Annotated in this window: 22 protein-coding genes; all 22 read left to right on the top strand. The window is 52.8% G+C overall.

Annotated features, from left to right (window positions below):
• The 22 genes from K0A93_00435 to K0A93_00540 all read left to right on the top strand — a co-directional run bounded on the left by K0A93_00435 (position 1) and on the right by K0A93_00540 (position 23,810).
• Positions 1 to 996 (top strand): RnfABCDGE type electron transport complex subunit D, encoded by a 996-nt coding sequence (locus K0A93_00435; protein ID MBW6510567.1) that lies wholly within the window; start codon positions 1 to 3, stop codon positions 994 to 996.
• On the top strand, positions 993 to 1,619 hold the full coding sequence (locus K0A93_00440; GenBank protein ID MBW6510568.1) for an RnfABCDGE type electron transport complex subunit G: 627 nt from the start codon (positions 993 to 995) through the stop codon (positions 1,617 to 1,619). The genes K0A93_00435 and K0A93_00440 overlap by 4 nt, the downstream gene beginning before the upstream one ends.
• On the top strand, positions 1,616 to 2,209 hold the full coding sequence (locus K0A93_00445; protein MBW6510569.1) for an electron transport complex subunit E: 594 nt from the start codon (positions 1,616 to 1,618) through the stop codon (positions 2,207 to 2,209). The genes K0A93_00440 and K0A93_00445 overlap by 4 nt, the downstream gene beginning before the upstream one ends.
• A 260-nt stretch (positions 2,210 to 2,469) precedes the next feature.
• Positions 2,470 to 2,826 (top strand): NADH-quinone oxidoreductase subunit A, encoded by a 357-nt coding sequence (gene ndhC / locus K0A93_00450; GenBank protein MBW6510570.1) that lies wholly within the window; start codon positions 2,470 to 2,472, stop codon positions 2,824 to 2,826.
• A complete protein-coding gene (locus tag K0A93_00455) occupies positions 2,817 to 3,326 on the top strand; it encodes an NADH-quinone oxidoreductase subunit B (GenBank protein MBW6510571.1) in 510 nt (169 codons plus the stop codon). Before ndhC ends, K0A93_00455 begins: the two co-directional genes overlap by 10 nt.
• Positions 3,327 to 3,352: 26 nt before the next feature.
• On the top strand, positions 3,353 to 3,835 hold the full coding sequence (locus tag K0A93_00460; protein ID MBW6510572.1) for an NADH-quinone oxidoreductase subunit C: 483 nt from the start codon (positions 3,353 to 3,355) through the stop codon (positions 3,833 to 3,835).
• A 44-nt stretch (positions 3,836 to 3,879) separates the two neighbouring features.
• Entirely contained in the window at positions 3,880 to 5,058 is a 1,179-nt protein-coding gene (gene nuoD, locus K0A93_00465) for an NADH dehydrogenase (quinone) subunit D (protein MBW6510573.1), read from the top strand.
• A gap of 28 nt (positions 5,059 to 5,086) precedes the next feature.
• Positions 5,087 to 5,584, top strand: a complete 498-nt coding sequence (gene nuoE, locus K0A93_00470) for an NADH-quinone oxidoreductase subunit NuoE (GenBank protein ID MBW6510574.1) — start codon at positions 5,087 to 5,089, stop codon at positions 5,582 to 5,584.
• 46 nt (positions 5,585 to 5,630) lie between these two features.
• Positions 5,631 to 7,412, top strand: a complete 1,782-nt coding sequence (nuoF, locus tag K0A93_00475; GenBank protein ID MBW6510575.1) for an NADH-quinone oxidoreductase subunit NuoF — start codon at positions 5,631 to 5,633, stop codon at positions 7,410 to 7,412.
• A gap of 37 nt (positions 7,413 to 7,449) precedes the next feature.
• Positions 7,450 to 9,918, top strand: coding sequence for an NADH-quinone oxidoreductase subunit NuoG (gene nuoG, locus K0A93_00480; GenBank protein MBW6510576.1), 2,469 nt, complete (start codon positions 7,450 to 7,452; stop codon positions 9,916 to 9,918).
• Positions 9,919 to 9,971: 53 nt separating this feature from the next.
• Positions 9,972 to 11,003: an NADH-quinone oxidoreductase subunit NuoH gene (gene nuoH, locus K0A93_00485; GenBank protein ID MBW6510577.1), complete on the top strand. Its 1,032-nt coding sequence runs from the start codon at positions 9,972 to 9,974 to the stop codon at positions 11,001 to 11,003.
• A gap of 44 nt (positions 11,004 to 11,047) precedes the next feature.
• Positions 11,048 to 11,443 (top strand): NADH-quinone oxidoreductase subunit I, encoded by a 396-nt coding sequence (locus K0A93_00490; GenBank protein MBW6510578.1) that lies wholly within the window; start codon positions 11,048 to 11,050, stop codon positions 11,441 to 11,443.
• A 20-nt stretch (positions 11,444 to 11,463) separates the two neighbouring features.
• A complete protein-coding gene (locus tag K0A93_00495) occupies positions 11,464 to 11,976 on the top strand; it encodes an NADH-quinone oxidoreductase subunit J (protein MBW6510579.1) in 513 nt (170 codons plus the stop codon).
• Between the two features lie 28 nt (positions 11,977 to 12,004).
• Positions 12,005 to 12,307 (top strand): NADH-quinone oxidoreductase subunit NuoK, encoded by a 303-nt coding sequence (gene nuoK, locus K0A93_00500; GenBank protein ID MBW6510580.1) that lies wholly within the window; start codon positions 12,005 to 12,007, stop codon positions 12,305 to 12,307.
• A 53-nt stretch (positions 12,308 to 12,360) separates the two neighbouring features.
• Positions 12,361 to 14,343 carry an NADH-quinone oxidoreductase subunit L gene (gene nuoL / locus K0A93_00505; protein ID MBW6510581.1) on the top strand — a complete coding sequence of 661 codons (1,983 nt, stop codon included), beginning with the start codon at positions 12,361 to 12,363 and terminating at the stop codon, positions 14,341 to 14,343.
• 37 nt (positions 14,344 to 14,380) lie between these two features.
• Positions 14,381 to 15,937, top strand: coding sequence for an NADH-quinone oxidoreductase subunit M (locus K0A93_00510; protein ID MBW6510582.1), 1,557 nt, complete (start codon positions 14,381 to 14,383; stop codon positions 15,935 to 15,937).
• 34 nt (positions 15,938 to 15,971) lie between these two features.
• Entirely contained in the window at positions 15,972 to 17,438 is a 1,467-nt protein-coding gene (locus K0A93_00515; protein ID MBW6510583.1) for an NADH-quinone oxidoreductase subunit N, read from the top strand.
• A 100-nt stretch (positions 17,439 to 17,538) separates the two neighbouring features.
• Positions 17,539 to 18,933: a UbiD family decarboxylase gene (locus K0A93_00520; protein ID MBW6510584.1), complete on the top strand. Its 1,395-nt coding sequence runs from the start codon at positions 17,539 to 17,541 to the stop codon at positions 18,931 to 18,933.
• Positions 18,934 to 19,047: 114 nt separating this feature from the next.
• Complete coding sequence (gene ubiA / locus K0A93_00525) at positions 19,048 to 19,878, top strand: putative 4-hydroxybenzoate polyprenyltransferase (protein ID MBW6510585.1); 831 nt, start codon at positions 19,048 to 19,050, stop codon at positions 19,876 to 19,878.
• 17 nt (positions 19,879 to 19,895) lie between these two features.
• Positions 19,896 to 20,498, top strand: coding sequence for a UbiX family flavin prenyltransferase (locus tag K0A93_00530; protein MBW6510586.1), 603 nt, complete (start codon positions 19,896 to 19,898; stop codon positions 20,496 to 20,498).
• A gap of 8 nt (positions 20,499 to 20,506) precedes the next feature.
• Entirely contained in the window at positions 20,507 to 21,586 is a 1,080-nt protein-coding gene (gene mqnE, locus K0A93_00535) for an aminofutalosine synthase MqnE (protein ID MBW6510587.1), read from the top strand.
• Position 21,587: 1 nt separating this feature from the next.
• Positions 21,588 to 23,810 (top strand): hypothetical protein, encoded by a 2,223-nt coding sequence (locus tag K0A93_00540; protein MBW6510588.1) that lies wholly within the window; start codon positions 21,588 to 21,590, stop codon positions 23,808 to 23,810.

A 23,810-nucleotide genomic window follows, 5' to 3' on the forward strand; every position in this document is an offset into this window, starting at 1 on the left:
ATGACAGAACAATACTATCTCTCCTCCTCGCCCCATATGCATTCCGGCGCAACTACCGACAAGGTGATGCGCGACGTGATTTACGCATTGCTCCCTGCCTGTCTGACGGCGGTGTGGTTTTTCGGGCTTGCCGCATTGACCACCTTGCTGCTGTGCGTTGCTTCCTGTCTGGTTGCCGAAGCGGCGTGTCTCAAATTGCAGGGGCGGGCGCAGACCCCCCTGGCTGACGGCAGTGCGGTGTTGACCGGTCTTTTGCTGGCGCTTAATCTGCCCGCCGCTGCACCCTGGTGGCTGGCAGTGCTCGGCGGCGGGGTGGCCATTGTTATCGGCAAGCAGGTTTACGGCGGTCTCGGGTACAACCTGTTCAACCCGGCATTGGTGGCGCGGGTGGTGCTGCTGATCTCTTTTCCGATCCAGATGACCAGCTGGACCGCTCCGCTGAGTTCGGCTTCGGGGGTGGACGCGGTGACCATGGCAACGCCCCTTGGCGAATGGAAAACCGCCGTGATGCTCACCGGTAAGCTGCCTGCTGTGCAGTCGGCAGACTATCTCAACTATCTGACCGGCAACATGGCCGGGTGTCTTGGCGAGGTTTCCGCCGTCGCCGTACTGATTGGCGCGGCTTATCTCTTCTGGCGGCGTATCATCACCTGGCATATCCCCCTGACTTTTGTTGTTACGGTGGCGGTGCTGACCGGCATCTTCTGGCTCGTCGATCCGACGCGTTATCCCGATCCGTTGCTGCATTTGTTGACCGGCGGCTTGCTGCTCGGTGCCTTTTTCATGGCAACCGACATGGTGACTTCGCCGGTATCCTCTACGGGGATGATCATCTTCGGGTTCGGCTGCGGGTTGATCACGGTCCTGATCCGACTCTTCGGTGGCTATCCGGAAGGTGTGTCGTTCGCGATTCTGCTGATGAATGCGGCGACGCCGTTGATTGATCGCTACACGCCACCGCGCAAGTTTGGTGCGGTCGGGGAGGGGGGGCGATGAGAGAAATTCTCCGGCTGGTCTGCACCTTGACCCTGATTGCATGCATTGCCGGTGCCGTATTGTCGTTGGTCGAGGTGGCAACGCGCGAACCGATCGCGGCACAGCGGCGTCTGGTGATGTTGCGTGCGCTACAGGCGGTGTTACCCGCATTCGATAACCAACCTGATAACGACACCGTGGTCCTTGGCCGTGGTCGTGACAAGCGTGGACGGGAACTCAGGCAAACCTTCTTCCGCGCGCGCAACGGCGGCAAGCTGGTCGGCATCGCCTGCAGTGTAACCGCCCCCGATGGCTATAGCGGCAATATCGACATCATGGTCGGGATCACCCCGGACGGAACGGTTCAGGGCATCGAGATCCTCTCCCATATGGAAACTCCGGGATTGGGCGACAAGATCACCCAGCAACCGTTCAAACAGCAATTTCATGACAAGTCGCTCGACAATGCTGATTGGCGGGTGAAAAAGGACGGCGGGGCGTTTGATCAGATTACCGGTGCGACAATTTCCCCCCGGGCGGTCGTCGGTGCGGTGCGCAAGGCGCTGGAATTTTATCACCGGAACAGCGCCGCGATCACGGTGCCAGAACCACCGGAAACTCCGCCGACAGGAGGGGGAGAATGAGTGTGCTGCAAGAGTTCAGCAAAGGGTTGTGGCGAGAAAATGCGGTATTCAAGCTGCTCCTCGGTCTGTGTCCGACTCTGGCGGTCACCACCAGTGCCGAGAATGGCCTCGGTATGGGGCTGGCGACGACATTTGTGTTGCTCTGCTCCAACAGCGTCGTTTCGCTGTTGCGCAAGGTGATCCCGCCGCAAGTCCGGATTCCGGCTTTCATTGTCATTATCGCGTCGTTTGTAACCGTCGTCCAGTTGTGTATGGAAGCCTATCTTTACAGCCTGTATCAGGCGCTGGGCATCTTTATTCCGCTGATCGTGGTCAATTGCCTGATCCTTGGCCGGGCAGAAGCCTTTGCGTCGAAAAACACCTTCCGTAGGGCTTTTTTTGACGGCCTCGGGATGGGCACAGGTTTTACTCTGGCCCTGTTTTTGCTTGGCGCAGTGCGAGAAATTTTTGGTTCCGGCACGTTGCTCGGTGTCGCCCTTTTCGGGGAGGGTTATCAGCCCCTGTTGTTAATGATCCTGCCACCTGGCGCTTTTATCACCCTGGGTCTGTTGCTGGCCGCGATGAATCGCTTTGAGTCACGACAAAAATAACCTGCCCACCTGCCGCTTCAGCGCCTTTCCCGGTTCTTCTGTTGCGCACCTATAGCTGACTTTCTTTGTCCCCTATTTTGATGAATAACTACCTGTTAACAATTAGTTAGAACTGAAAAAATTGCATACTGTATACTGTATTTTTTCCTTGACAAGGGGCTTAATTTGTCTTAACTTGCACCGCCGAACGAGCACAAGAGAGCTCGTCAGATAATGTCAGACGAAACATCCTATATGAACTGCCGAGAGGAGCTTTTTCCATGCTTGAAAGTTACCTGCCGATACTCTTTCTGATCCTGGTCGCGATAGGCTTCGGGGTTATCGTCGTTGTTCTTTCACGACTGATTGGGCAGAAGAAGCCGACCGCCATCAAGCTGGCTCCGTACGAGTGCGGGATGCCACCGGTCGGAAGCGCACGTGAACGGTTTTCCATCAAGTTTTACATCATCGCCATGCTCTTCATTCTGTTCGATATTGAGGCGGTCTTTCTCTACCCCTGGGCGGTCATGTTCAAGCGGTTGGGTCTCTTCGGTTTCGTAGAGATGGGCGTCTTCATCGCGATTTTGCTGGTCGGTTATATTTACGTCTGGAAAAAAGGAGCACTGGAATGGGAATAGAGGAGACTCTGGGCAACAACGTCATCACGACGTCGCTGGATAAGCTGGTCAACTGGTCGCGCTCTCGTTCGCTGTGGCCGATGACCTTCGGTCTGGCCTGTTGTGCCATCGAAATGATGGCCACCGGCGCCGCCCGTTTTGACCTTGACCGTTTTGGTATCCTGTTCCGCGCCTCGCCGCGGCAATCGGACCTGATTGTGATCGCCGGGACGGTTACCAAGAAGATGCTGCCGGTTATTCAGACGGTGTACGAGCAGATGCCGGAACCCCGTTATGTTATCGCGATGGGCGCCTGTGCCTGTTCGGGAGGAATTTTCGACACTTACAGTACAGTCCAGGGGATTGATGAGGGATTGCCGGTCGATGTTTATATCCCCGGTTGCCCGCCGCGCCCCGAGGGTTTGCTCTACGGCTTTATGAAGCTGCAAGAGAAGATCATGGCGGAACGGAATTCGTTCGGTGCGGTGATCGGTATTGGTGACCGGATCGACGGCGTCTAATCAGGAATACGACGGGGTTAATCGATATGAGTGAACATGTAGCAGTTGCCAAACTGCAAGGTAAATTCTCCACCGAAGTGCTGGAGGTCAAAGAGTTTCGCGGTGAAACGACGGTGACTGTCAAGAAAGAGGACATCGTTGCGATCTGTGCGTTTCTGAAGAGCGAGCTTGGCTACAATCTGCTGTCCGACCTGTGTGGAGTTGATTACCTTGGCCAGACACCGCGCTTTCAGGTTGTTTACAATATGTACAACATCTCCACCAAGGATCGGCTGCGAATTAAGGCACCGGTCGAGGAGGGCGATGCGACCATCGACACCGTGAGCGGAGTCTGGAGCACCGCAAACTGGCTTGAGCGTGAGTGTTGGGACCTGATGGGGATTGGTTTTAATAACCACCCTGATCTGCGTCGCATTCTGCTGCCGGACGACTGGGAAGGGCACCCGTTGCGCAAGGATTATCCCGTGCAGGGGCCCGATCGTGAACCGTATCAGGGCCGGGTTTCGTGAGTTTCGGTTCCGACAATTATCGTTTCCGATAGAAGAGGCAGACAATGGCAAACACCGAAACTATGACTATCAATATGGGGCCGCAGCACCCGTCAACACACGGGGTTCTGCGCCTGGTTCTTGAACTGGACGGCGAAACTGTCGTTAAAGCAGTTCCGCACATCGGTTTCCTTCACCGGGGGATTGAGAAGCTGTCCGAGCATCGCACCTATCATCAGGTGCTGCCGCTGACCGATCGTCTCGACTATCTGGCGCCGATGCATAACAATCTGGGCTATGTCCTGGCCGTTGAAAAGCTGCTGGGGATTACGGAACAGATCCCCGAACGTGCCAATGTGGTCCGCGTCATCATGGCCGAACTGACCCGGATCAAGAGTCACCTGGTCTGGCTGGCTTGTCACGCCCTCGACATCGGTGCAATGACGGTGTTCATCTATTGCTTCCGCGAGCGGGAGCATATTATGGATATCTATGAGAAGCTCTCCGGAGCGCGGATGACGTCCAACTATTTTCGCGTCGGCGGACTCTCCGCCGATCTCCCCGATGGGCTGGAACAGGAAATACGTGATTTTGTCGATTCCATGCCGGGACATATCGCTACCTATGAAGGGCTGTTGACCGGGAACCGGATTTGGCAAAAACGGATTCAGGGCGTCGGTGTGATCAGTGCCGAGGATGCCATTGATCTCGGTGTCACCGGGCCGTCATTGCGCGGCTCCGGCGTTGACTGGGATCTGCGTCGCGACAACCCTTACAGCGGTTACGAAGGCTACGATTTTAATGTCATTGTGGACGATGGTTGCGACACATGGGCACGCTACCATGTGCGCCTCAAAGAGATGCGCGAATCGTGCAAGATCATTCTGCAGGGGCTTGACAAACTGAAGCCCGGGCCGATTCTGGCCGATTGCCCGAAGATCTGTCTGCCGCCGAAAAAAGACGTGGTGAACTCCATTGAAGGGCTGATTCACCATTTCAAGATTATTAGTGAGGGATTTAAGCCGGAAGTCGGTGAAATCTATCAGGGGGTTGAAAATCCTAAGGGTGAAGTTGGTTTTTACCTGGTCTCTGACGGCAGCCCCCGCCCCTACCGGATGAAAATTCGTCCGGCCTCATTTATCAATTTGCAGGCGTTACCGAAGATGTGTGAAGGATCATTGATCGCTGACGTTGTCGCCGTTATCGGTACGCTCGACATCGTTCTCGGCGAGATAGATCGTTAACCGCTGACGGAATGGAAGAGGTATCTTCATGACTGAAGCCGCTGAACAAGTAAAAGAGCAGGTTGTCGATCTGACCGGTGCAAATGCGATTCTCGACAAGTACGTCGATATGCATGGTGCGTTGATGCCCGCCTTACAGGAAATTCAGGAATTTTACGGCTATATTCCCGAACCGACCGTACATTTAACTGCTGAGCGATTGAATGTTTACTCCAGCCAGATTTACGGTGTGTTGACGTTTTACGCCCAGTTTCATCTGCAGCCGCGAGGTAAATATATTATCCGCGTCTGTATGGGGACGGCGTGCCACGTTAAGGGCGCAGCGCGGATTGCAGATACGGTCAAGGATCGCCTCGGCGTGGTTCATGCCGAGACCACCGAAGACCTCAAATTTACCGCAGAATACGTGGCCTGCATAGGCGCCTGTGGGATGGCACCGGTAATCATGGTGAACGACGCGACCTACGGTTCATTGACGGTCCAGAAGGTGGACGAAGTCATTGAAAAGTATCAGGCAATGGGATAGTTCAACTGTTACGAAGTAACCCAAGACGACTCGGGGATTTGTTCATATGGCCGAACAAGCTGAAAAAATCAAAGTTCTGATCTGTCAGGGTACCGGTGGCCTCGCTTCCGGTGCGGCGGCGGTTGCCGATGCCTTTGAGGCGGAATTTGCCAAGCAGGGTGTCGAAGCCAAGGTTGGCAAACGTTGCGAAGTTGTCGGCACCGGTTGCCGGGGGCTGTGCGCCAACGATGTGCTGGTTGATATTGTGATGCCGGGTGCAGAGGGCGTGACCTACGATTTTGTGACACCCGAACTTGTGCCGCAAATCGTTGCCGAGCATGTCATTGCGAATTCGCCGGTTGAAAAAAGTGTCGCAGGACCCTATTACGCCAGTTTTCTTGAAAAGCAACAGCGCATTATCTTCTCACGCTGTGGAACAATCAATGCCGAGAGTCTGGATGACTTTATTGCGCACCGCGGGTTCACCGGCATCAGAAAAGCCGTGACGATGGCCCCGTCTGAGGTCATTGAAGAAGTTAAGCGCTCCGGCCTGCGTGGTCGAGGGGGGGGTGGTTTCCCTACCGGCGTCAAATGGTCATTCTGCAAGGCTACGCCGGGTGAAGAAAAATACCTGATTTGCAACGCCGACGAAGGGGATCCAGGCGCGTTTATGGATCGATCGGTCCTTGAAGGTGACCCCTATGGTCTGATCGAAGGGATGATGATCGGTGCCTATGCCATCGGCTGCAAATTTGCCTATGTCTATGTGCGTGCCGAGTATCCGCTGGCGATCAAACGATTGCAGATGGCGATCGATACCTGTTATGAGAAAGGCTACCTCGGCAAGAATTGCATGGGGCTTGGATTCGATCTTGATATGCGGATCAAGGCGGGTGCCGGTGCTTTCGTGTGTGGTGAAGAGACGGCGTTGATGGCTTCAATCGAAGGTCATCGTGGCATGTCCCGTCCCCGTCCACCATTCCCGGCAGTCAAGGGGTTGTGGGGTAAACCGACCAATATCAACAACGTTGAGACGTTTGCCAACGTTTCCTACATCTTTTACAACGGCGCGGACTGGTACAGCTCGATCGGCACCGAAGGGACCAAGGGAACCAAGATCTTCGCCTTGACCGGCAAGGTTAAACATACCGGTCTGGTAGAGGTTCCGGCCGGGACGACGATGAAACAAGTTATCTATGACGTCTGCGGCGGTATTCTCAATAACCGTAAATTCAAGGCGGTACAGGCGGGCGGTCCATCAGGTGGGTGCCTTCCGACCGAGGCGTTGGGTGCAGAGGTTGACTACGACTCCTTGATCAAAGCCGGCGCAATGATGGGTTCCGGTGGTCTGGTTGTGATGGACGAAACCACCTGCATGGTCGATATTGCACGTTTCTTCCTCAACTTTACCCGGGCTGAATCGTGCGGAAAATGTATTCCCTGCCGGATTGGACTGAAGATCATGCTCGAAATTCTGGAGCGGATCACTCAGGGCAGAGGACGCGAGGGCGATCTTGAACTTCTTGAGGATATGGCATACGACATCAAGAAGAGTTCACTCTGTGGTCTTGGCCAGACGGCACCGAATCCGGTTTTGTCAACATTGCGCTATTTCCGAAACGAGTATGAGACGCACATCAGGGACAAAGAGTGTCCCTCCCATTCGTGCAGACATCTGCTTCACTTCAGGGTTGTTGAAGAGAAGTGCAAAAAGTGCGGAGTTTGCCCGAAGGTTTGTCCGGTGAATGCCATTAGATGGGAAAAGGGTCAGGCTGCGTATATCGATGCCGACAAGTGTACGGAATGTACGTCCTGTTATGACGCCTGTCGTTTCATGGCAATCGAATAACTTACCAAGTTACGACTGATTGAGATAAGAGGTCACAATGGTCACACTTACGATTGACGGCAAGCAGGTCACGGTAGCCAGGACGGCAACGATTTACGATGCCGCCAAAGAGGCTGGCATTAACATCCCGGTGCTCTGCTACGCTAAGAAACTTTTACCTTACGGTGCTTGTCGGGTTTGTCTGGTCGAAGTTGAGCAGATGAAGGGACGCTTGATTCCTTCTTGTACAACGCCTGTCACTGAAGGCATGGTTGTTACGACCAACTCCGCCGAAATTCGCAAAGTGCGCAAGACCGTACTGGAGTTCCTGCTGGTTAATCACGTTATTGAATGCCCGGTCTGTGATAAAGCCGGTGAATGTGATTTGCAGGATCTGACCTACGAATACGAAGTCGTCACTAATCGCTTCCAGGGTGAAAAGTTTGATCTGCCGACTGATGAGGTTAATCCGTTAATTGAACGCAACATGAATCGCTGTGTGTTGTGCGGCAAGTGTGTGCGAGTGTGTGACGAGATCGTCGGATTCGGTTCCTATTCGTTCGTCAATCGCGGTTTTGAAACAAAGATTGCAACGGCCTTTGACCGTGGTCTTGACTGCGAGTTTTGCGGGCAGTGCGTTTCCATGTGTCCGGTCGGTGCGATCCTGCCGCGACCATTTAAATTCAAAGCCCGTCCCTGGCAGATCAAGGAAGTCAATACGGTCTGTGGATATTGTGGCAACGGCTGTACGGTGACCTTAGGTGTTAAAGCCAACAAAGTTGAAACCATTCGCTTTAACGACAAGACCGGTGTTAACGATGGCAACCTGTGTATCCGTGGTCGTTTTGGTTATTCCTACGTGAACAGTACGGAGCGACTGACGACGCCACTGATTCGTAAAGATGGGCAATTGGTCAAGGCAGGTTGGGACGAAGCGCTGGCTGCTGTCAGTCAGGGATTTAAGGCTGCGGGGAAGACTCTGGGAATGATCTCCGGCGCACGCTTGACGAATGAAGAATTTTATTTGTTTAAGAAAGTGGCGGCGACCGTCGGAACGGCCAACCTCGATCATTCCGGTGGAGAGTGTTACAAGGGGGTGACCGAAGGGCTTAAGCAGACACTCGGGGTGAGTGCTTCTACGGCCACTTTTCCGCAGGTTGAGAAGGCTGACGCGATTCTTGTGATTCGCTCCGATTTTTATGAAACCCATCCGGTTTTCGGTATGGTGGTCAATCAGGCGGTCAAACGCAACCATGCCAAGCTGTCGATTGTTGCGGATAAACGCGGCAAGTTTGGCAAATTGCCGGATGCCAGGTCGCTGGTTACCAAACCCGGACTGGAATTGAATGTGCTGAATGGCATTGCCCGGGTGTTGCTGGACGAGGGGCTGGCAGTGACTGACGGTGTCGCTGGACTGGACGAACTCAAAAAAGCATTGGCCGGGTTTGCCCCTGAGCAGGTTGCGGCGGCGACCGGGGTGACCGCAGACGCTTTACAGCAGACCGCGCGTGAACTGGCCGCAGCAAAAAACAGTGCGATCCTACTGGCCTACGGCTTGCCGTACACGGCTTACAGTAAAGAACTGGCGATCGCTGCTGCCAATATTGCGATTTTGACAGGAAATGCCGGACGCGAGGGGAGCGGGCTGTACCTTTGCGGTGAAAAAGCCAACAGTCAGGGCGCGATTGATCTCACTGTTTTGCCCGGCGACCAGGGGCTGGGGGCTCAAGCTATGTTGGCTGCTGCGGCAGCAGGTCAGGTTCGATCCCTCTATATAGTCAATGAAGATCCGCTGGTTTCCTACCCGGATCAAGATAAAGTCAAGGCGGCGCTTGCCGGAGCGGAATTTGTGGTCGTCCAGGATCTGTTTCTGACCGAGACCGCGAAGCAGGCCGATGTGGTTCTTCCCGCAGCGAGTTTTGCCGAGAAGGAGGGCACCTTCACCAATGCCGAACGGCGCTTGCAGCGCCTGCATCCGGGGATTACCAGCCCTGGCTTGGCAAAGACCGATCAGGCGATTTTTCAGGCACTGTTGGTGAGCCTCGGGGACAATGTTGTTTACACCGGCACCGAAGCGATCTTTGATGCGTTGAAAGTTGGCACGGTCTATGCCGGGATCGGCTACGCCGATATCGGGTTGCAGGGTGCAGTCTGGGGCGGCGATCATTTGACGGTGTCGAAACAACTCGTACCGGTTGGGGGCGGGGTGACCGTTGATGCCCCGTTTCAGTTGGTCACCGGCAGTGCCCTGTATCATAGTGGCACAACGTCAACACACGCCTTGGGTCCGAATGCGGTGATCTCTGCCCCGTATGTTGAGTTTGGACGCGAAGATGCTGCAGCATTGCAGCTTGTCGATGGGGACATGGTTAAGGTTAAGGGCTCCGGCTGTGAACTGCAACTTCAAGCCAAGGTGGATAACCGGTTGCCACAAGGGGTTCTGTTTGCCCCCTATCATTTTGCCAGCGCCGGGCTGAATCGCCTCTACAAGGGTGAAGCTTCAGTTGCAGTTGAAATTTCGAAATAAGAACAGAAACTGACGGTCCCGGTTAATTAAATATCCAGGAAAGAGGATTGATCATGACGCCAGAAGTTGAGGTATTGAGCCTGTCGAGTCACCCACTGCTGTTCCTTGCAGCGATGCTGGTTAAAATCGGCGTGGTCTTTGGTGTAGTCTTGTTTATTGTTGCCTACGCCACATGGGTGGAGCGGAAGGTCATCGGTCATATGCAGACGCGCCTCGGTCCGATGCGGACTTTCTGGCACGGTTTGTTACAACCGATTGCTGACGGGATGAAATTGTTTTTCAAAGAAGACATTGTTCCTTCACAGGCCGACAAGGTTTCTTACATTCTGGCGCCGATGATGATTCTGGTTCCGTCGTTGATTACCGTTGCAATCATTCCGTTTGGAGCAGATCTGCAAATCGGTAATTATAGCATTCCGTTGCAGGTTGCCGAGTTGAATATCGGGGTGCTCTACATCCTTGCCATGGCGGGCCTCGGGGTTTACGGGACAGTCCTGGCTGGCTGGAGTTCAAACAGCAAGTACTCTTTGATCGGCGGGGTACGGGCATCGGCGCAGATGGTGTCGTACGAACTGTCTGCCGGCCTGGCTATCGTCGCGGTTTTCATGTTGTCGGAAACACTAAGCACGCGCGGTATCGTCGATGCTCAGTCGGCATCTGTCCTTCACTGGTATGTTTTCAAGCAACCGCTGGCCTTCTGCCTCTTCGTTGTTTGTGGTCTGGCGGAGATCAATCGTACTCCGTTTGATATGCCGGAAGCAGAGTCGGAGTTGGTCTCTGGATTTTGCACAGAGTATTCGTCCATGAAGTATGCACTCTTCTTCATGGCAGAATACGCCAACATGATCGTCATCTCCGCGATTGCTGCGACGCTCTTTCTTGGCGGCTGGTCCGGTCCGACCCCTTTTGGCGCGGTTAACCTGCTCGGCAAGGTTTTTGCCTTCATGTTTTTCTTTATCTGGTTACGCGCAACATTTCCGCGGGTACGTTACGACCAGTTGATGTATCTCGGCTGGAAGATCGCCCTGCCGCTGGCGCTGGCCAATATTGTTATCACCGGATTCGTGGTGGTGCTGGTCAACTGAACCGGTAACGATTAACCGATAGACGTCATAAAGAGGATTCGCTCATGTTCAAAGAATTCATTCAAGGTCTGAGCATTACGTTCAAACATCTGCTGCCGGGACATTCAACGACCGTACAATATCCCGATGAGCGGCTCACGCCCTCACCACGTTTTCGCGGGCTGCATCGACTGGTGCCGACACAGGATCGGGAGAAATGTGTTGCTTGCTACCTTTGTCCGACAGTTTGTCCGGCCAAGTGCATCACCGTCGAAGCGGCCGAGAACGAAAAGGGTGAAAAGTATCCGCAGGTGTATGAGATTGATTTGCTGCGCTGTATTTTCTGTGGCTATTGCGTCGAAGCCTGTCCGGTTGAGGCGCTGGAAATGACAGCAGAGTATGAACTCGCCAATTTCCGCCGCGAAGATTTCAAGTTCAACAAAAAGCGCCTTCTTAAGTAAGCGTATAGGAGTTCATACCCATGGAATTACTCGAATTGCTCTTTTTCTATCTGGTTGCCTTCGTGGCGGTCCTGTCCGGGGTGCTTGTCGTCAGTTGCAAGAGTCCGGTACATAGTGCGCTTGCCTTGGTCAATACGTTTTTTTGCCTGGCGGTCTTTTATGTCATGCTCTCCGCACCATTTATGGCGGCGATTCAGGTCATGGTTTACGCCGGGGCGATTATGGTGCTGATTATCTTTGTCATTATGCTCCTGAATCTGGGCGCTGACGCCCACCGCAAGTATACCCATGGCGTGGTCTGGGGAGCGATTTGTGGCATATTGACCCTGCTTGTCACCGGTTTTTTTGTCAAACGTGGCAGCATCACCGGGATGCAGGGGAACGTCACAACGGAGCTGATTCAGGATTTCGGCCACACTGAGCTGATCGGCAAGGCACTCTTTACCGATTTCCTCCTGCCGTTTGAGATCACATCAATCTTGTTGCTGGTGGCGATTGTCGGTGCCGTGATACTGGCTAAAAAAGAAGTCTGAATAAAAGAAAACGGACAGGAGACCGATAATGATTACCGTATACCACTACATGGCTGTGAGCGCGATTCTCTTCTCGCTGGGAACCTTCGGTGTTCTCACCAGAAAGAATGCCATCGTGATTTTCATGTGTATCGAACTTATGCTTAATTCGGTGAATCTTACATTTATTGCGTTGTCACGACATCTCGGCAGTATGGACGGTCAGGTTTTTGTGTTCTTCATCATGACGGTTGCCGCCGCTGAAGCGGCTGTCGGTTTGGCATTGATGATATCCTTCTACCGTAATCGGGAATCGATCGACGTTGAGGATATGAACCTGCTTAAATGGTAACGGCGATCAGATTGATCGAGCGGTTTAATCTAATTCGGATAGAGGAGACATAGATGTACGACAAGTTGTGGCTTATTCCGTTCTTCCCGCTGGTGGGGTTCATTTTTAATGGACTTTTCGGCAAGAAGATCAAGAACGAGAAGGTGATCGGCGGGATCTCCACCGTGGCCATCGCACTCTCCTTCGTAGTTTCCTGCAAATATTTTTTCCAACTTCTCGGCGATTCCGGGAAAGTGCATGAAATTGCCCTGTTCGGCCCCTTGGGGAGTGGAACTTGGATAAATGTCGGTCAGCTGAGCATCGACTGGGGGTTCCTTCTTGATCCTCTGTCCGCGCTGATGATCATGGTCGTTACCGGGGTGGGTTCGTTGATTCACCTCTATTCTATCGGGTACATGCACGGTGAAGAGGGATTCTATCGCTTTTTCTCTTACCTGAATCTTTTTTGTTTCTCAATGCTTATGCTCGTCTTGGGTAACAATGCGCTGGTTATGTTTATCGGCTGGGAAGGTGTGGGGCTTTGCTCCTACCTGCTGATTGGTTACTACTTTGAGAAGAAGAGCGCTAGCGATGCCGCCAAGAAAGCTTTTGTTGTCAACAGGATTGGCGATTTTGGATTTCTTCTTGGTCTTTTCCTGCTCTTCTGGACTCTCGGAAGCAAGGGCGTCTGGACAATTCAATTTACTGAAATTGCTGCAAACGCTCATTTGCTTGAATCGGGCGGCGTAATTGTAACGATCATTACATTGTGCTTTTTCCTGGGTGCTTGCGGTAAATCAGCACAAATCCCTTTATATACCTGGTTGCCCGATGCGATGGAAGGTCCGACACCGGTTTCGGCCCTCATCCATGCCGCAACAATGGTTACAGCGGGTGTGTACATGATCGGGCGGATGTGTGGACTCTTTGCGATGGCACCGACGACAATGATGGTCGTTGCCACCGTTGGTGCAGCGACTGCACTTTTTGCGGCGACCATCGGTTTGGCACAAAATGACATCAAGCGGGTCCTGGCTTATTCGACCGTATCCCAGCTTGGATATATGTTTTTGGCGATGGGTGTCGGTGCATTCAGCGCCGGTATCTTCCACCTGATGACTCATGCATTTTTTAAAGCTTGTCTCTTCCTCGGCTCCGGCTCAGTTATTCATGGAATGCATCATGGTTATCATCATGCGCACCTGCATGATGATCCGCAGGATATGCGCAACATGGGTGGTCTGCGCAAGAAGATGCCAATCACTTTCATTACCTTTCTTGTCTCAACGATTGCAATTTCAGGCATTCCGTTTTTTTCCGGATTCTTTTCCAAGGATGAAATTCTCTGGTGGGCATTCGGCTCCAATCGCGGACATTGGTCGCTTTGGCTGCTTGGTGCAATCGCCGCTGGTATGACCGCTTTCTACATGTTCCGCTTGGTGTTTATGACCTTTTTCGGTGAGCAGCGTACTGACGCTCGCGCCAAAGATCATATCCCCGAGTCGCCGCTGACCATCACTCTTCCGTTGATGATCTTAGGACTCCTCGCGGTGATTGGTGGTTATGTTGGTGTTCCAGCGATTCTTGGTGGTGCCAATCATATTCATCACTACTTTGAGCCGGTCTTTGGCGAAGCCATTAAGCTTAACAACATCACTGCGCATGGAACACACGCCACCGAGTACGCGTTAATGGCAATTTCAGTCGGTATCGCGGTCTTCGGGATTTTCCTTGCCTGGACAATGTATATTAAAAACCCGGCGCTCCCCGGCCAGTTTGTTGCGAAGTTTACAGGGATCCATCGGGTGATCTTCAATAAATGGTACGTCGATGAAATTTACGACGCATTGTTTGTCAATCCGATCAAGCGGCTTGGCACCTTTCTCTGGAAAGGGATTGATGTGCGGGTTGTTGACGGAATCGTGAACGGTGTTGGCAAACTGGTTAACGTCAGTTCGATGTTGCTGCGCTATACGCAGTCCGGTTATGTTCACAACTATGCCTTCATGATGGTTGTCGGCATGTTGTTCATCGTTGGGTTCTACATCCTCCGCTGAGAATACTGCACTAGTTTGATATAAGGAGCGATTTACAATGACTGAACATCTTCTGAGCTTGCTGACCTTCCTTCCGCTGGTGGGTATGATTGTCGTACTTTTCCTTCCCCGCGACAACGGTCCGCTGCTGAAGGGCTGCACGCTGGTCGTGACGCTCATCGTTTTTCTGGCCAGTTTGCCGCTGGCTTTCAATGACATTTTCAAGACATCTGCCGAGATGCAGTACGTTGAATTCGTCAACTGGATCAATATCGGCGATTTTTTCCGGATGAACTATTTTGTCGGTATCGATGGTATCAGTTTGTGGCTGGTGATGCTGACGACGTTTATTATGCCGATTACGGTTCTTTCGACATGGAATGCGGTTGAGAATAACATCAAGGGCTTCATGGCCTTGATGTTATTGCTGGAAACTGCATTGCTCGGTGCGTTTATCGCTCTTGATCTCTTCCTGTTTTACATTTTTTGGGAATTGATGCTGATTCCTATGTACTTCATGATCGGCATATGGGGGGGTAAAAACCGTATTTATGCCGCCATCAAGTTCTTTATTTACACCGCGGTTGGCTCGTTGTTGATGTTGGTCGCGATTATGTACATTTACTACTACGCGGTTCAGTCGGGAATCAATATCGACGGTTTCAGCATCCTTGACTTCTACAATATGTCGATGGAGCCGGAACTCCAGACATTACTCTTTCTCGCTTTTGGCCTCAGTTTCGCGATCAAGGTGCCGATGTTCCCGGTTCATACCTGGTTGGCCGATGCCCATACCGAAGCACCAACTGCCGGTTCAGTCATATTGGCCGCAATTATGTTGAAGATGGGAACCTACGGTTATGTTCGTTTTGCGATCCCGCTTTTCCCCGAGGCCACTCAGCAGTTCCTGCCATACTTGGCGCTATTGGCTGTTATTGGTATCATTTATGGCGCATTGGTAGCGATGATGCAGGAAGACGTTAAAAAGCTCGTTGCGTACTCTTCCGTTTCTCACTTGGGCTTCGTCATGCTCGGAATCTTTGCCCTGAATATCCAGGGCCTGGCCGGTGGCATGTTACAGATGATCAATCATGGTATTTCAACCGGTGCGCTTTTCCTTATTGTTGGATTTATTTATGAGCGCCGCCACACTCGCGCGATTGCTGACTTTGGTGGCCTCGCGAAAGTGATGCCGGTTTTTGCGACAGTTTTTATGATTATCACTCTTTCGTCGATTGGTGTTCCTGGCACTAACGGTTTTGTCGGGGAGTTTCTGATTCTTATCGGTGCCTTTGCAAGTGAATTGCGCTGGTTCGCCGTTATCGCCACGACCGGGGTAATCTTTGCAGCTGTTTACATGCTCTGGATGTTCCAGCGAGTTATATTCGGCAAGGTCACCAACCCGGCGAACGAGAAGCTTGCCGACCTTTCAGTGCGCGAGATGGTGCTGATGCTGCCGTTGCTCCTGTTTGTGTTTTGGATTGGCATTTATCCGAATGTCTTTCTCGAGAAGATGAACCCATCGCTCGAAAATCTGATTAATCAGGTCAAGAGCAAGCAGCATGTCGCGGTTGTTGAAGTTGAACAACCGAACCTGCTGACGCTGAATAAGTAAAGATCTTATATATCTGGCTTCTGGAGGAGCATTCATGGACACTTCGTTGGTGCAACAAGCCATAGACAATGTAAATTTTGCGGCAATTATGCCTGCGTTGATCTTGTGCGTGGTCGGTATGGTCGCACTTTTGATCGGTGTTTTTTCAAAACGCGGAAGAACGTTCCACATCTCACTGATCTGCCTTTTCGGTTTAGTGGCAGCGGGCGTAGCGACGGCAAGTGGCTGGAATCAGCCATATCAATTCGGGTTTAGCGGCCATGTGGCGCTGGATAATTTTGCCCGCTTCTTCAATATGACCTTTATATTCGGGTCGATATTGACGATTTTGATGTCAGATGACTACTTGAAGCGTGAAGGTTATCCGATCGCGGAATATTATCCGCTGATCCTTTTCACCACCGCAGGTGCCATGTTGATGGCCTCGGGCACCGACATGATGACAATTTTTCTCGGTCTCGAAGTCCTCTCGATATCTCTTTATGTATTGTCAGGTCTCTTTCGCGGACAGGTTCGTTCCAACGAGGCTGGCCTTAAATATTTCCTGCTAGGATCATTTTCGACCGGTTTCCTCCTCTACGGGATTGCCCTGATCTACGGTGTCTCCGGGACCACGAACTTGACTGATATTGGCAACTACTTTGTTTACCATCCGGCGCTTCTTACCGACCCGATGACAATTGCGGGAATGTTGTTGCTGAGTGTTGGCCTCCTCTTCAAGATTGCTGTGGCACCATTTCACATGTGGGCGCCGGATGTTTATCAAGGGGCTCCGACGCCGATTACCGCATTCATGAGCGCCGGACCCAAGGCTGCCGCATTTGCTGCGTTTCTACGTATTCTGCTTCTGGCACTTGGTGGCCTTGAAAATGAATGGACGTCGTTGCTGTGGGTTCTTGCCGTGGCCACGATGACGATCGGGAACGTGATCGCAATCAGCCAGACCGACATAAAACGGATGCTTGCCTACTCATCGATTGCTCACGCTGGATACGCGCTGGTCGGAATTGTCGCTGCAAATGCGATAGGTATCTCGGGTATTATGTTCTACATGCTCGCCTATACCTTTATGAACATTGGTGCTTTTGCCGTTCTCACGTTAGCGGGCAAAAAAGGCGAAAACAATCTGACGCTTGACGGTTTTGCCGGATTTGGTTTCAAGCAACCGTTTCTCGGTGTCGCAATGGCAATTTTCTTGTTTTCGCTGATGGGGATTCCGCCGACGGCCGGTTTTGTTGGTAAATTTTACATTTTCTCCGGTGCGGTCGAGGCAGGATATATTTGGCTGGCGGTGATTGGAGTCCTGAACTCCGCAGTTTCTCTTTACTACTACCTCCGGGTGCTGGTTTATATGTATTTCCGCGATCCCAATGAAGAATTTGAATGGGTTGCGCTTAAAACTGGCGCGCTCATTTCAATTATTCTGGCGATTGTCGGGGTTTTGTATCTGGGGATCCTGCCGGGTGGTGTGATGGAAATGGCAAAGCTCGGTCTTTTCTGACTTGTTTGTAATGCATGTAAAAAGCCCCGGTTCTTCCGGGGCTTTTTACGTTGTGGAGAAAATGCCTGACAGTCATGTTCAAATTGACTAAGATGTGCCTATGAATATCCCGCGCAGATATGAATCGTTGCAAGATTTTATTGCACTCCTTGAACAGCATGGGGAGCTGCACCGGGTCAGGACGATGGTCAGCGCAGATCAGGAAATCGCGGCACTTACTGATCGGGTCGCCAAGCGCAAGGGGGGTGGCCCCGGCCTGCTTTTCGAACAGGTTGATAAATATAACTGGCCCAGCGCAACGAACCTTTACGGCTCTTTGCAGCGTTGTGCCTGGGCTGCTGGTGTTGAGCGACTTGCAGCGCTGAGTCAACGGCTTGAAATCGATTTACGCGGCAGTGCCGGAAAGACAGCAGCACAACGTTTGGAGCGCCTGGTCAATGTTCCCGGATTTCAGCCAGTAATAGCCAAGGCGCCGACATGTCGCGAAGCCGTTGCTGCGCATATCGACCTGACAACGATCCCGCTGTTGCGCAACTTCCCGGATGATGGCGGAAGTTATCTGACTTTGGCTCAGGTTTTTACCGATAATCCGGTTACCCGACGTAACAACTGCGGTATCTACCGTGTCCAGCTGGTTGATCCCACCCATCTTGCGATACACTGGCATGACGGTTCTGATGGCGCGAACAATTTCCGCGCTTATTCAGACAGCGGCAAAAAGATGCCGATTGCAATCGCACTGGGTGGAGATCCGGCGCTCCTTTTCAGCGCCGCGATGAAACTTCCTGAGACCGTCGATGAAGTGGCTTTTGCAAGTTACCTGCGTGCGGCACCGCTGGGGATGACACCATGTTTATCCCATCAGCTCCGCGTTCCGGCATCCGCAGAAGTTGTGCTGGAAGGTGAGGTCGTAACGGGCGAAGGTTTTATTGAAGGCCCCTATGGCAATCACACCGGCAACTACCAACCGGAGCACCGGTGTCCGCTGATCCACATTACCCACCTGAGTCATCGTCACCGACCGATTATCCCGGCCACCATTATCGGTCGTCCGCCAACCGAAAACTGTTATCTTGGCAAAGTGATTGAGCGGTTGATTCTCCCTCTGCTGAAAATTGATCATCCCGCACTGCATGACCTCTGTATGCCGCTCGAAGCGATTTTCCATGGTTGTGCCTTGGTATCGATCAATGCATCCTCCTCTGTTTCGGTGCAGTCTCTGGCTCGTGATATCCTTGACGGACCCTGGTTACGTGGCGTGCGGTTACTGGTTGTGTTCGATCAGGAAGTGAAAGTCCATGATCTGTCGATGTGTTTCTGGCAGGCAATCAACCACCTGGATATCAATGACGATAATGAAAAAATCGGCGCTGCACGTATCTTTGATGCGACGCGTAAAGCGACCGACGGTGCGCCCTGCAAACGTTCGCCAGCCATTGAACAACTGGTGACACGACGCCTTGAAGAATATGGTTTGCGCGAGACAATGGAGTGAAAATCTTGCTTCTTCCGCTGTCTCCCGCTATCATATCGCCTCATTAACGAGCTTGTGAAGGGTGACGCTGTGAGTCTGTCTGTTGTTATTGAAAAAATTGTAATTTTGCTGGAAATGATCAAGTTTTCCCATACCGTTTTCGCCTTTCCTTTTGCGCTGATGGGTGTGGTTCTGGCTTCGCTGGCGAGCGCGACAACGCCGACAATTATGCAGATTGTCTGGATTTGTCTGGCGATGATTGGCGCGCGCAGTGCGGCGATGGCGCTTAATCGCATACTTGATGCCAGGATCGATGCGGAGAACCCGCGTACTTCCGGGCGTCATATTCCGGCAGGGAAAGTAGCGCCGAGCGAGGCGTGGTTGTTCGTGATCATCTCTGCCGGGGTGTTGCTCTTTGCCGCCTGGATGCTCAATCCCCTCTGTTTTTTCCTGGCGCCGATCGTTCTTGCGCTTTTTGTCCTCTATGCCTATTGTAAACGCTTTACCCTGCTGGCTCATGTGGTTCTGGGGGTGTGTCTGGCAGGCGCGCCGGTTGGAGCTTGGATCGCGTTGCGCGGTGACGTTCAATGGCCAGTCGTCGCGTTGGGGCTGGCGGTCCTCTTCTGGGTCGCAGGGTTCGACATCTTCTACGCATTGCAGGATATTGCGTTTGACCGGGATCATGGTCTGCATTCTATCCCGGCCAGGCTCGGGGTCGAACGTTCCTTGCTGCTGGTGAAACTCTTCCATGTCATCATGGCGTTGTTGCTGCTCAGTCTGCTTGCGGTCGAGGGGTTGGGCATTATTTATCTGCTTGGCGTGATCGTCGTTTGCGGTTTGCTTGTCTATGAACATCAGCTGGTCAAGGCGAACGATTTATCAAAACTGGACGCGGCCTTCTTTAATATGAATGGCTATATCAGTGTGACAATCTTTGTATTTACTCTGGCTGATGCGCTGATTTAAATTCGATCTGGAATATTATGAAAAATATTGTCGTCGCGATAACCGGAGCCTCCGGCACAATTTACGGCCTCAGACTGGCCGAGGAATTATTACGCAGCAAGTGTTGTGTCGGACTAATCCTCACTAACGCCGGGCGTGAAGTTCTCAACTACGAAACCGGTCTGAACTGGCCAATGCCATTTGAGCAACTCAAAGCGGCAGTCAATGACCACTTCGCGGCCTCTGAACAGTTGGCCATCTACGCCGAAAACGACCTTTTCTCGCCACTGGCAAGCGGTTCTTCGTGCGCCGATGCCATGGTAGTGATTCCTTGTTCGATGGGAACACTGGGACGGATTGCCGGGGGGCTGAGTAACAATCTGATCGAACGAAGCGCAGACGTGATGCTCAAGGAACGAGGCGATTTGCTTCTGGTCCCTCGCGAGACCCCCTTCAACCACATCCATCTGGAGAATTTACTCAGATTGAGTCGTGCCGGGGCACAGATCATTCCTGCCATGCCCGGTTTTTATCATCGACCGCAGACTATCGATGATCTGGTCAACTTTGTGGTCGGTAAAGTCCTCGATGCGCTGGGTGTCGAACATCAACTTTTTCTGCGCTGGGGGGCTGCAAAATAGTGGACACGATGACCAGCTTGCTGGATACGGTACGAATCAAAATAGACGCAGGTGCGCGGATTTCCGACGCTGAAGCGCTGGCACTCTTTGCGTGCAACGACCTGCTGGCAATCGGAACGTTGGCGGCGCAGGCAAATCGGCGCAAGAATGGCGACAAGGTTTATTTTAACGTCAATCGTCACATCAATTACACCAACCTGTGCGTCAATCGCTGCACCTTTTGTGCATTCAGCAAGGAGGTCGATGACGAGGGGTGTTACACCTTGACCTTAACCGACATCCTTGCCAAAGCTGCCGAGGCGCAAAGGGCGGGGGCGACCGAGTTACATATGGTCGGCGGTTTGCATCCGGCGTTGCCCTTCGATTTTTATCTGGAAATGCTGGCGGCGATCAAGGCCGACAACCCGGGCCTGCACCTCAAGGCGTTTACCGCCGTAGAAATTGACTACTTTGCTCAATTGACCGGGCAGCCATTGGAACAAGTGATTCTGGAGCTGAAAGAAGCCGGAATGGAATCGCTGCCCGGGGGTGGGGCGGAGATTTTTGCGCCGCAGGTGCGGAATAAAATCTGTCCGGAAAAGATCAGTGGTGCGCGCTGGCTTGAAGTGATCGAAACCGTGCATCGCTGCGGGCTGAAAACCAATGCCACGATGCTTTTCGGTCATCTCGAAACCCCTGCCGACCGGGTTGATCATCTCGCCCGATTGCGTCAGTTGCAGGATCTCAGCGGCGGATTTCAGGCGTTTATCCCGCTGGCTTTTCAGCCGGACAATACCCGCGTGCCCGGTGCCACGGGAGTCGGCGGGATCGATGCCCTGAAAACCCTGGCAATCAGTCGCATCTACCTCGACAACTTTCAGCATATCAAGGCCTACTGGGTGATGCTCGGTCTGAAGATTGCGCAAGTGTCGCTGTGCTTCGGTGTTAACGATCTGGACGGCACGGTGGTCGAGGAGAAAATCGGCCACGACGCCGGAGCCGATTCGCCGCAGCAACTCGACAAAGAACAACTGTGCGCCCTGATCCGCAAGGCGGGCAAGGTTCCGGTGGAGCGGGATACGTTGTATCGGGAAATACAGGAGTATTGATATGAATAATTTAGATGATGCCTTGGGCATGGTGCCTTTTCCGCTGATTTTTCCAGAAGTCGAAGAAAAAATGTTAGGGATTTCACTGCTCCGAAAAGTCGGCAAACTGAAAGCGGGAGAATATCACTTCATCGAGGCCTATTGTGTTGAGGAGGGTTGTGATTGCCGCCGAACAGCGATTTTTGTCTGCAACGCCAAGGGAAAAATTGTCGCCACGATCGACTTTGGATTCGATCCCGACCACCCGTTGTCCGGGCCGTTTCTCAATGAGAATCAGAAACAACTGGCCGGGGCCAAGGAGTTGCTGGAAATCTTCGTTGCCGAGATCAACAACAACCCCGATTGGCTGAAGAGGATGTATAAACGGTATAAACAGGTACGCAAGGAAGTTGATGGTAAAACGTATCGCGGCAAAGCCTTTCCGAAACCGGGACTGGTGCCGCGTTCGCATACACTCCCCCCTGCCGACGAAGACCTTTTTGCGAATTTTAAACTGCTGCTTGAGGCTGCGGTGAAATCCCCGCCAATTTCCAATAAACAATTGAAGAGGAATAAAGGGGCGCGGGGTCAACGGCTCACCGAACCCCGCCCTGCTGCGAAAAATATGACGGAATGGGTTGATTTTTTCCTGCAGAATCAGCAGGATTCGTTCAGCGGGTATGATTTCAGAAAGGCAGAGCTGCAACGTTTTTTGCTTGCCTACGACCGGGCTGAGGATGAACTGGCCAAACTTATCGTTGAGCTGTACATGCGCGAAGATGACGCACGACTGGATGAGGCGCTGGCTGTCTTAACCGATGTGTGTGATATCCTGCGCACGGATCTGGAACGACGTCGTCCCGATGCAATGCGCCGGATTGAAACCTGGCAGGCGGCTCTTGCTCGACATGTCTATGCCGAGAGTGTCGACATGGAACTGGGAGCCATGGTCACTCAGGTGTTGCTGGATACCCGGATCGAAATTTTGCCGCTGTTGCACCAGGCCAACAGCGAGCGAATGCTGGTAAAAATTGACCATGATCCGGAATTCGTAGCGGACCCCGAGCTGGGCATGCGTGAGTTGCTCAGTGCGCTTGAAGAGCACGAAAGCGGCAGTCCTTTTGAACTGCTCGACGCTGTGCTGCAAATGATGCTGGTTGGTGACAGCGATGTGCAGGTGATACTGTGCCGGCATATGCTTGAAGTAGAACATCCGGTGATTCGGGAAATGGCGGCCTTGATGCTGTTTCATCCTGTCGCCGAGGTGCGGAGCGGCGTGGCCCGACAGTTGGCGGAGGTTGAGGGGCGCTTCCTGACCCCGGAAACTTTGCGCCGCCTGATTGTCGCTCGCAACTGGTTCCCCGAGGAGCTGCGCAAGCAGATTGACCAGACCGTGACCAATGCCCGCCGCGCGCGCGTGGAGTGTGCGCCGCTGCCGCCACGGCGCGGCACGGTTGTCTATGCGTCCGGTGTCGATGGCGCCATGGCACAGACCTTTCAGGTGATGATTCCCGAAGGAAAGGGCTTTCTGTGCTGTGCAATCATGCCCAAACGGGGTGCCGGGGTCGCCGATGCCTTTTTTATCCCTTTGGCAAACAAACGTGAGCGCAACAATTTTATTGAGATGCTGAAGGCAGAAACCGGAGCCCACGAATCGACGTCAGACTATCTTGACAGACGGATCTGTCAGGCGTTGGCCGATGGTGCCGAACATGGAAAGGTTCCCAGCCACTGGCTGGCTGCGATCGCCGAACAACTCGGCTGTGCCCAGTGGAAAGCGGTGCCGCTCGACGTGATGGCTGAATTGAAAAGTTTACGCAACGCGCTGGAAAGTTGCGGGGCGCGTTATGTGACCGAGCGTTACCGGGAACAGGCGTTCATTGCCTCGGCATCCTGGCTTGTGCAACAAACGTTTGCCTATTCCTGGTTTGAGGACGATGTTGACGTTGACAAGATTGTGCAAAAGACGCAAGGCAGGAAGAGGCAAATCGACCCGGAGCGGTGTATTGACGCGATCTTGTTTAAAATTCTTCAGCCGCGTCGCAAGCAATGGCTGGAACGTCTGGTGCTGACAACCCGGTGGTTAAAGTCGATCAAAAAGCCGCCGGTTCCCTGGGAGCAGATGTTTCTCGTGACCGAGGCGCTGGCCGATGAGACGGTGGCTATCGAAGACATTCCGCTGATGGATGTCATCGCCGCCGAGAGCTTTGCAGCGTATCTCGGTCGGCGGGAGGAGGGGCGATAA

It is taken from the genome of Desulfuromonadaceae bacterium, assembly GCA_019429445.1.
In the GTDB taxonomy this organism is placed as follows: Bacteria; Desulfobacterota; Desulfuromonadia; order Desulfuromonadales; family JAHYIW01; genus JAHYIW01.

Bases quoted from the DNA above. Each gene is read 5' to 3' on its own strand.
- K0A93_00435 (MBW6510567.1), top strand. From the start codon at position 1: ATGACAGAACAATACTATCTCTCCTCCTCGCCCCATATGCATTCCGGC.
- K0A93_00440 (MBW6510568.1), top strand. From the start codon at position 993: ATGAGAGAAATTCTCCGGCTGGTCTGCACCTTGACCCTGATTGCATGC.
- K0A93_00445 (MBW6510569.1), top strand. From the start codon at position 1,616: ATGAGTGTGCTGCAAGAGTTCAGCAAAGGGTTGTGGCGAGAAAATGCG.
- ndhC (MBW6510570.1), top strand. From the start codon at position 2,470: ATGCTTGAAAGTTACCTGCCGATACTCTTTCTGATCCTGGTCGCGATA.
- K0A93_00455 (MBW6510571.1), top strand. From the start codon at position 2,817: ATGGGAATAGAGGAGACTCTGGGCAACAACGTCATCACGACGTCGCTG.
- K0A93_00460 (MBW6510572.1), top strand. From the start codon at position 3,353: ATGAGTGAACATGTAGCAGTTGCCAAACTGCAAGGTAAATTCTCCACC.
- nuoD (MBW6510573.1), top strand. From the start codon at position 3,880: ATGGCAAACACCGAAACTATGACTATCAATATGGGGCCGCAGCACCCG.
- nuoE (MBW6510574.1), top strand. From the start codon at position 5,087: ATGACTGAAGCCGCTGAACAAGTAAAAGAGCAGGTTGTCGATCTGACC.
- nuoF (MBW6510575.1), top strand. From the start codon at position 5,631: ATGGCCGAACAAGCTGAAAAAATCAAAGTTCTGATCTGTCAGGGTACC.
- nuoG (MBW6510576.1), top strand. From the start codon at position 7,450: ATGGTCACACTTACGATTGACGGCAAGCAGGTCACGGTAGCCAGGACG.
- nuoH (MBW6510577.1), top strand. From the start codon at position 9,972: ATGACGCCAGAAGTTGAGGTATTGAGCCTGTCGAGTCACCCACTGCTG.
- K0A93_00490 (MBW6510578.1), top strand. From the start codon at position 11,048: ATGTTCAAAGAATTCATTCAAGGTCTGAGCATTACGTTCAAACATCTG.
- K0A93_00495 (MBW6510579.1), top strand. From the start codon at position 11,464: ATGGAATTACTCGAATTGCTCTTTTTCTATCTGGTTGCCTTCGTGGCG.
- nuoK (MBW6510580.1), top strand. From the start codon at position 12,005: ATGATTACCGTATACCACTACATGGCTGTGAGCGCGATTCTCTTCTCG.
- nuoL (MBW6510581.1), top strand. From the start codon at position 12,361: ATGTACGACAAGTTGTGGCTTATTCCGTTCTTCCCGCTGGTGGGGTTC.
- K0A93_00510 (MBW6510582.1), top strand. From the start codon at position 14,381: ATGACTGAACATCTTCTGAGCTTGCTGACCTTCCTTCCGCTGGTGGGT.
- K0A93_00515 (MBW6510583.1), top strand. From the start codon at position 15,972: ATGGACACTTCGTTGGTGCAACAAGCCATAGACAATGTAAATTTTGCG.
- K0A93_00520 (MBW6510584.1), top strand. From the start codon at position 17,539: ATGAATATCCCGCGCAGATATGAATCGTTGCAAGATTTTATTGCACTC.
- ubiA (MBW6510585.1), top strand. From the start codon at position 19,048: ATGATCAAGTTTTCCCATACCGTTTTCGCCTTTCCTTTTGCGCTGATG.
- K0A93_00530 (MBW6510586.1), top strand. From the start codon at position 19,896: ATGAAAAATATTGTCGTCGCGATAACCGGAGCCTCCGGCACAATTTAC.
- mqnE (MBW6510587.1), top strand. From the start codon at position 20,507: ATGACCAGCTTGCTGGATACGGTACGAATCAAAATAGACGCAGGTGCG.
- K0A93_00540 (MBW6510588.1), top strand. From the start codon at position 21,588: ATGAATAATTTAGATGATGCCTTGGGCATGGTGCCTTTTCCGCTGATT.